The 7,433-nt window shown below is 59.9% G+C and carries 7 protein-coding genes; 3 read left to right on the forward strand and 4 right to left on the reverse strand.

What is annotated here, in order from left to right; all coding sequences use genetic code 11:
* Positions 1–152: 152 nt before the first annotated feature.
* The 4 genes from GYA94_RS11750 to GYA94_RS11765 all read right to left on the reverse strand — a co-directional run bounded on the left by GYA94_RS11750 (position 153) and on the right by GYA94_RS11765 (position 4,377).
* Positions 153–1,604: an NAD(P)(+) transhydrogenase (Re/Si-specific) subunit beta gene (locus GYA94_RS11750; RefSeq protein WP_161892358.1), complete on the reverse strand. Its 1,452-nt coding sequence runs from the start codon at positions 1,602–1,604 to the stop codon at positions 153–155.
* A gap of 2 nt (positions 1,605–1,606) precedes the next feature.
* On the reverse strand, positions 1,607–1,921 hold the full coding sequence (locus GYA94_RS11755; RefSeq protein ID WP_003256966.1) for an NAD(P) transhydrogenase subunit alpha part 2: 315 nt from the start codon (positions 1,919–1,921) through the stop codon (positions 1,607–1,609).
* Between the two features lie 11 nt (positions 1,922–1,932).
* Positions 1,933–3,054 carry a Re/Si-specific NAD(P)(+) transhydrogenase subunit alpha gene (locus GYA94_RS11760; RefSeq protein ID WP_009683556.1) on the reverse strand — a complete coding sequence of 374 codons (1,122 nt, stop codon included), beginning with the start codon at positions 3,052–3,054 and terminating at the stop codon, positions 1,933–1,935.
* Positions 3,055–3,462: 408 nt separating this feature from the next.
* Positions 3,463–4,377, reverse strand: coding sequence for a LysR family transcriptional regulator (locus tag GYA94_RS11765; protein WP_161892359.1), 915 nt, complete (start codon positions 4,375–4,377; stop codon positions 3,463–3,465).
* Between the two features lie 163 nt (positions 4,378–4,540).
* On the opposite strand from GYA94_RS11765, the gene GYA94_RS11770 reads away from it, so the two are divergent.
* The 3 genes from GYA94_RS11770 to GYA94_RS27910 form a co-directional block, all read left to right on the forward strand.
* A complete protein-coding gene (locus GYA94_RS11770) occupies positions 4,541–5,722 on the forward strand; it encodes an acyl-CoA dehydrogenase (RefSeq protein ID WP_054904519.1) in 1,182 nt (393 codons plus the stop codon).
* 14 nt (positions 5,723–5,736) lie between these two features.
* The gene (locus GYA94_RS11775; protein ID WP_054913236.1) at positions 5,737–6,957 is read left to right on the forward strand and encodes a CaiB/BaiF CoA transferase family protein; all 1,221 of its coding nucleotides are present in this window, start codon (positions 5,737–5,739) and stop codon (positions 6,955–6,957) included.
* Between the two features lie 226 nt (positions 6,958–7,183).
* On the forward strand, positions 7,184–7,433 hold a 250-nt coding region (locus GYA94_RS27910; RefSeq protein WP_218031595.1), incomplete at its 3' end, for a hypothetical protein.

Raw genomic sequence — 7,433 nt, forward strand, 5'->3', positions numbered from 1 at the left:
AGCGCAGTCTAGAGATTTCGCCCATTGCCGTCCCACGACCATGGTCGTATGAGAAGCCTCTCGGTAGAGCCGTTGATCCGGATCAACAAAAAGAAAGCCCCGGTAGATGCTTACCGGGGCTTTCTTTATATCGGCGGGTTTGCTGCCGTGTTCTATTCCACTGCCTTGACCATGTCTTCGATGACCTTCTTGGCGTCACCGAATACCATCATGGTTTTGTCCAGGTAGAACAGTTCGTTATCCAGGCCGGCGTAGCCACTGGCCATCGAGCGCTTGTTGACAATGATGGTCTTGGCCTTGAACGCTTCGAGAATCGGCATGCCGGCAATGGGCGACTTGGGGTCGTTTTTTGCCGCCGGGTTGACCACGTCGTTGGCGCCCAGCACGAGTACCACGTCGGCCTGGCCAAACTCGGCGTTGATGTCTTCCATCTCGAAGACCTGGTCGTATGGGACTTCGGCTTCGGCCAGCAGCACGTTCATGTGCCCAGGCATACGCCCCGCAACCGGGTGAATCGCGTACTTCACGGTCACACCGTTGTGGGTCAGCTTTTCGGTCAGTTCCTTGAGTGCATGCTGGGCACGGGCCACCGCCAGGCCATAGCCCGGAACGATGATCACGCTGTCGGCGTTGCTCAACAGGAAGGTGGCATCGTCAGCCGAGCCGGACTTGACCGGGCGCTGCTCTTGCGAGCCTTGCGCCGCCCCCGCGTCGGTATCGCCACCAAAGCCGCCGAGGATGACGTTGAAGAACGAACGGTTCATCGCCTTGCACATGATGTACGAAAGGATGGCGCCAGAAGAGCCCACCAACGAGCCCGCGATGCTCAGCATCGAGTTGTTCAGCGAGAAGCCGATACCCGCAGCTGCCCAACCCGAGTAGCTGTTGAGCATTGAAACAACCACCGGCATGTCGGCGCCGCCAATCGGAATGATGATCAGCACACCCATGACAAAGGCCAAGGCCAGCATCAGGGTGAAGGCACTGTAATGGCCGGTGAACGTGAACAGCAGGCCCAAGGCGATGGTGGTCAGGCCCAGGATCAGATTGAGCTTGTGCTGACCGGCGAACTGTACGGGTGCGCCCTGGAAGAGGCGGAATTTGTATTTGCCCGACAGCTTGCCGAAAGCGATCACCGAGCCAGAGAAGGTAATGGCACCAATGGCTGCGCCGAGGAACAGTTCCAGGCGGTTACCGGTAGGGATCGGGTCGCTGATGGCTGCAACGATGCCCATCGACTGCGGTTCGAGCACTGCGGCGATGGCGATGAACACCGCAGCCAGGCCGATCATGCTGTGCATGAAGGCGACCAGCTCGGGCATCTTGGTCATCTCGACCCGCTTGGCCATGATCGAACCGGCGGTACCACCCACCAGCAGGCCGACCAGTACGTAACCGATGCCGGTCGTAGCCCCACCGTTGCCGATGGAGAGCGCCGCGAGCTTGTAGATGAGGCCAACCGTAGTGAGGATGGCGATGCCCATGCCGATCATGCCGAACAGGTTGCCGCGCCGCGAGGTGGTCGGGTGCGACAGCCCCTTGAGCGCCTGGATGAAGCACACCGAGGCGACGAGGTAGAGGAGCGTTACCAGATTCATGCTCATGCTTACTTCTGCGCCTCGTTCTTGGTTTTCTTCTTGAACATTTCCAGCATGCGGCGGGTGACCAGGAAGCCACCGAACACATTGACTGCGGCCAGGGCCACCGCCAGGGTGCCCATCAGTTTGCCGGCAGGGGTCACGGTCAGGGCGGCGGCCAGCATGGCACCGACGATGACGATCGCCGAGATGGCATTGGTGACCGCCATGAGTGGGGTGTGCAGCGCCGGGGTGACGTTCCACACCACGTGGTAGCCCACATAAATGGCCAGCACGAAGATGATCAGGTTGTAGATGCCGTGGGAAATCAGCATGTCTTCCATTGTCGTGCTCCTTAGCCGTTCTTGCGGACGACCTGGCCATCGCGGCACATCAGGCAGGCCGCGACGATGTCGTCTTCGAGGTTGATGGTCAGTGCGCCGTCCTTGTCGAACAGCAGCTTCATGAAGTCCAGCAGGTTGCGCGCATACAGCGCCGAGGCATCGGCGCCGACCTGGGCCGGCAGGTTGGTAGGGCCGACGATGGTCACGCCATGTGCCTGAACGACCTGGTCCGCCACGGTCAGCGGGCAGTTGCCGCCTTGGGCCGCGGCCAGGTCGATGACGACCGAGCCAGGCTTCATCTGGGCCACTGTTTCGGCACTGAGCAGGGTTGGCGCCTTGCGGCCAGGGATCAATGCGGTGGTGATGACGATATCCGCCTGCTTGGCGCGCTCGTGCACGGCCTGGGCCTGGCGTTGCATCCAACTGGCTGGCATCGGCCGGGCATAGCCGCCGACGCCTTCGGCGCACGCCCGTTCTTCGTCGGTCTCGTAGGGGACGTCGATGAACTTGGCGCCCAGCGACTCGATCTGCTCCTTCACCGCCGGGCGTACGTCGGACGCCTCGATCACTGCGCCCAGGCGCTTGGCCGTGGCGATGGCCTGCAGGCCGGCAACGCCCGCACCCAGGATCAGTACCCGGGCGGCTTTGACCGTACCGGCGGCGGTCATCAGCATGGGCATGAAGCGTGGGTAGTGATGGGCAGCCAGCAGCACGGCCTTGTAACCGGCGATGTTCGCCTGTGACGACAGCACGTCCAGGCTCTGCGCCCTTGACGTGCGGGGCGCGGCCTCCAGCGCGAAGGCGGTGATCCCGCGTTCGGCCATCTTGCCGATCAGTTCGCTGTTGAAGGGGTTGAGCATACCTACCAGCAGGCTGCCGCTGTTGATCAGGGCCAGTTCCTGGTCGTTGGGCGCGACCACCTTCAGGACCAGTTGGGCGCCGTATGCATCGGCTGCGGTCCCCAGGGAAGCACCCACGGCCTCATAGGCACTGTCCGGAATGGCGGCGTTGAGCCCTGCCCCCCGTTGAACGGTGACCTGATGGCCCTGGCCAATCAGTTTCTTGATGGTTTCGGGGGTCGCAGCGACCCTTGTCTCACCGGTCTGCGTCTCGAGAGGAACACCAATGTGCACGACTATTTCTCCTGCGGTGACCTTTGTTTTTGTCAAAGCCAGCGCACTGCGAATGGTGTGCTGGGTGGCTGTGGAGCGCCATCCCGCCGGATCCTGGGCGGGCGAAGCATTTTGCAGACGAACCCATAGGGCTTCAACCGGTTCTGGAGCGAAACGAAGTTAAAACTACAAGTCACCCTGTGACCGCTTGTCGCACGCATAAGGTCGCAGCCCATCAACTACGGGCTCTTGCCAGATTAGGAGAAAAAAACAAAAAAATTTTGGCCAGTTCGCTGATGGCTTGTTCGATGTCGCAAAATAACCCGCAAAGCCCCGTAGTCAGGACGGTTAGCGGGTATTTTTGTGCGTACGTAACAGTTTACGAATATGCGACAAATACATATATCTGTAGGTGTTAAAAATAATTGACTACGGGGTCAGGTTGTCCCGTTCCTGGGCATATGCCTGCGCTTGGCTCACCAGCCAGTCACGGAATGCGCGCAGTGATGCGGACTCCACCTTGCGTTCTGGAATCATCAGATAGTAGGCCTTGTCGCTAGTCAGGACGTGTCTGTTAGCGACTACCAGCCTACCCTCCTGCAACTCGCGCTGGATCAGAAACGGCGGTATCAGCGCGACGCCCATCTCGTGCATGGCCGCTTGGGCAAGCATCGAAAACAGCTCATAGCGTGGGCCGGTCATGTCACGTTCCACATTTATGGCCACGCTGGCAAACCATTGCCGCCACGCGTACGGCCGCGTGCTCTGCTGCAACAGTGGCAGCTCAGCGATGTGCCGTGCTTCGAGCGTGCCTTGCCCGCCCAGCAGTGCCGGGCTGCATACGGGTAACGGGTTTTCCCCCATCAGCCGCTGCGACTGTGTGCCAGACCAGTCGCCATCACCAAAATAGATGGCGGCATCGAATGTTGTGTCCGCGAACAGAAATGGCCGGGTGCGGTTGGTGAGGTTCACGGTGACTTCCGGGTGGCGCTGCTGGAAGTCTTTGAGGCGCGGTAGCAGCCATTGGGTACCGAATGTCGGTACTACTGCCAGTTCGATCACGCTGGCGCCCTGCTGTCGCATCACTGACAAGGTGTCGCGCTCCACCGCGTCCAGTTGCGCGGCAACCTGGCGGCTGTACGACAGGCCCGCCTCGGTCAGCTTCACACCACGGCGCGAGCGGCGGAACAACTCTACGTTAAGGAACGTTTCCAGGCTGGCAATCTGTCTGCAGACGGCGCCCTGGGTCAAGGAAAGCTCCTGGGCGGCCTTGGTGAAGCTCTGGTGACGCGCAGCGGCCTCGAAGCAAACCAATGCAGTGGTGCTGGGGATCTTGCGTCGCATGTACGTCAACCTCACTCGTAAGGCCGCAAATGTGGCGGGGTTCTGATTTTCGAAGTGACAAAATATCACTATATGGTGCGCAATCCTCGTTTGTATCAGCGGGCAATCAGTCCTAGGCTCAAAGGCACATAAAAACTCCGCCCCCTTCTCGAGGATTCCGCTCATGGCTGGTAAAGCAAGCTTCAACTGGATCGATCCACTGCTGCTGGATCAGCAGCTCACTGAAGAAGAGCGCATGGTGCGTGACAGTGCGTATCAGTTCGCCCAGGGCAAGCTGGCCCCGCGTGTACTCGAGGCGTTTCGTCATGAGCAGACCGACCCGGCGATTTTTCGCGAAATGGGGGAAGTGGGCCTGCTGGGTGCGACCATCCCCGAGCAATACGGCGGCAGTGGCTTGAACTATGTGTGCTATGGGCTGATTGCTCGCGAAGTGGAGCGTATCGACTCCGGCTATCGTTCGATGATGAGCGTTCAGTCTTCGCTGGTGATGGTGCCGATCAACGAATTCGGTACCGAAGCCCAGAAACAGAAGTACTTGCCCAAGCTGGCGAGTGGGGAATGGATCGGTTGCTTCGGTTTGACCGAGCCTAACCATGGCTCTGACCCGGGCTCGATGATTACCCGGGCCAAGAAGGTCGAGGGCGGTTATCGCCTGAGCGGCAGCAAAATGTGGATCACCAACAGCCCGATCGCTGACGTATTCGTGGTCTGGGCCAAGGATGACGCTGGTGATATCCGTGGCTTCGTCCTGGAAAAGGGCTGGCAGGGCCTGAGTGCGCCTGCAATTCATGGCAAGGTCGGTTTGCGCGCGTCGATCACTGGCGAGATCGTCATGGATAACGTGTTTGTGCCGGAAGAGAACATCTTCCCCGATGTACGTGGCCTCAAAGGTCCGTTCACTTGCCTGAATTCGGCCCGTTACGGCATTTCCTGGGGGGCGCTGGGTGCTGCAGAGGCCTGCTGGCACACCGCCCGCCAATACACGCTGGACCGTCAGCAGTTCGGTCGCCCACTTGCTGCAAACCAGCTGATCCAGAAAAAGCTGGCGGATATGCAGACCGAGATTACGCTGGCGCTGCAAGGCTGCCTGCGCCTTGGGCGCATGAAGGACGAGGGCACCGCGGCGGTGGAAATTACCTCGATCATGAAGCGCAACTCCTGCGGCAAGGCGCTGGATATCGCACGCATGGCGCGCGACATGCTTGGTGGTAACGGGATTTCCGACGAGTTCGGTGTCGCCCGTCATCTGGTCAACCTGGAGGTGGTCAACACCTATGAAGGTACGCACGACGTGCATGCGCTTATCCTGGGCCGCGCGCAAACCGGTATCCAGGCTTTCTATTGATAAGGAGCCAGTCCATGGGCGCGTTATCACATCTGCGGGTGTTGGACCTGTCGCGCGTGTTGGCCGGTCCGTGGTCTGGCCAGATCCTCGCCGACCTGGGGGCTGACGTGATCAAGGTCGAGCGGCCGGGCAGTGGGGACGATACCCGCGCCTGGGGGCCGCCCTTCCTTAAAGGTGCCAATGGCGAGAACACGAGCGAGGCGGCTTATTATCTGTCGGCCAACCGCAACAAGCGGTCGGTGACGATCGATTTCACGCGGCCAGAGGGCCAGCGCCTGGTGCGTGAGCTGGCGGCGAAGTGCGATATCGTCATCGAGAACTTCAAGGTGGGTGGGCTGGCGGCCTATGGGCTGGATTACCAGAGCCTCAAGGCCGACAATCCGCGGCTTATCTATTGCTCCATCACCGGTTTCGGGCAGACCGGGCCTTATGCCCGGCGCGCTGGCTATGACTTCATGATCCAGGGGCTGGGTGGGCTGATGAGCCTGACGGGGCGCCCGGAAGGTGAGGAAGGCGCAGGCCCGGTCAAGGTGGGTGTCGCCCTTACCGACATTCTGACCGGGCTGTACTCAACGGTGGCTATGTTGGCTGCCCTCGCCCACCGTGACCAGACTGGGGTCGGTCAGCACGTCGACATGGCGCTGCTGGATGTGCAGGTGGCTTGCCTGGCGAACCAGGCAATGAACTACCTGACCACGGGCACGGCGCCCCGTCGCCTGGGCAATGCGCACCCCAACATCGTGCCTTATCAGGATTTTCCGACGGCGGATGGCGATTTCATTCTTACCGTGGGGAACGACAGCCAGTTCCGCAAGTTCGCCGAGGTGGCCGGGCAGCCTCAATGGGCGACTGACCCTCGCTTTGCCACCAACAAGCTGCGTGTGGCCAACCGGGCTGAGCTGATTCCATTGATTCGCCAGGCCACCGTGTTCAAGACCACGGCCGAATGGGTGAGCCAGCTGGAGGCAGCGGGTGTGCCGTGTGGGCCAATCAATGATCTTGCCCAGGTGTTCCGCGACCCCCAAGTGCTGGCTCGCGGGCTGGCGGTAAGTATCCCGCATGCGTTGGCGGGCAGTGTGCCGCAGGTGGCGAGCCCGATACGTTTGTCGGCAACGCCTGTCGAGTATCGGCTGGCGCCGCCTATGTTGGGTGAGCATACCGAGGTCGTGCTTGAAGAGGTGTTAGGGCTAGGAGCGGAAGAAGTGCGCCAGCTGCGCAGCGCTGGCGTGTTGTAGGGAATGCTGGTCTAGCTATATAGCGGGGAGGCCGCCAGGCCTCCCCGCTTTGCTTTTTAAGCGCCCTGAAAGTTTATTTGAATTAAAGGTTGACGCCCTCTCGAATCCCCTTATAATGCGCCCCACTTCCAGCGACAACGGAACGACAAACTCCTTGAAATTCAATGAGTTAACCGATTCGGAAGGCGCTGTAAGGGCTACGATCAAATGATCGAATGCGGTTGAGATGATGGTTGACAGCGCTTCTAAACGCTGTATGATTCGCCTCCCGCTACGAGAGATCGCAGCGAGTCAAGTGTTTGAAGCCAAACGAGTTTCTCGCAAAAAACTTCAAAATAAACGCTTGACAGCAAATGAGGAAAGCGTAGAATGCGCGCCTCGGTTGAGACGAAACGCTCTTAACCAACCGCTCTTTAACAAATCGAATCAAGCAATTCGTGTGGGTGCTTGTGAGTACGGACTGATAGTCAAAAAGA

Source organism: Pseudomonas juntendi (assembly GCF_009932375.1).
Taxonomy (GTDB): domain Bacteria; phylum Pseudomonadota; class Gammaproteobacteria; order Pseudomonadales; family Pseudomonadaceae; genus Aquipseudomonas; species Aquipseudomonas juntendi.

Bases quoted from the DNA above. Each gene is read 5' to 3' on its own strand.
- GYA94_RS11770 (WP_054904519.1), top strand. From the start codon at position 4,541: ATGGCTGGTAAAGCAAGCTTCAACTGGATCGATCCACTGCTGCTGGAT.
- GYA94_RS11765 (WP_161892359.1), bottom strand. From the start codon at position 4,377: ATGCGACGCAAGATCCCCAGCACCACTGCATTGGTTTGCTTCGAGGCC.
- GYA94_RS11775 (WP_054913236.1), top strand. From the start codon at position 5,737: ATGGGCGCGTTATCACATCTGCGGGTGTTGGACCTGTCGCGCGTGTTG.
- GYA94_RS11755 (WP_003256966.1), bottom strand. From the start codon at position 1,921: ATGGAAGACATGCTGATTTCCCACGGCATCTACAACCTGATCATCTTC.
- GYA94_RS11750 (WP_161892358.1), bottom strand. From the start codon at position 1,604: ATGAGCATGAATCTGGTAACGCTCCTCTACCTCGTCGCCTCGGTGTGC.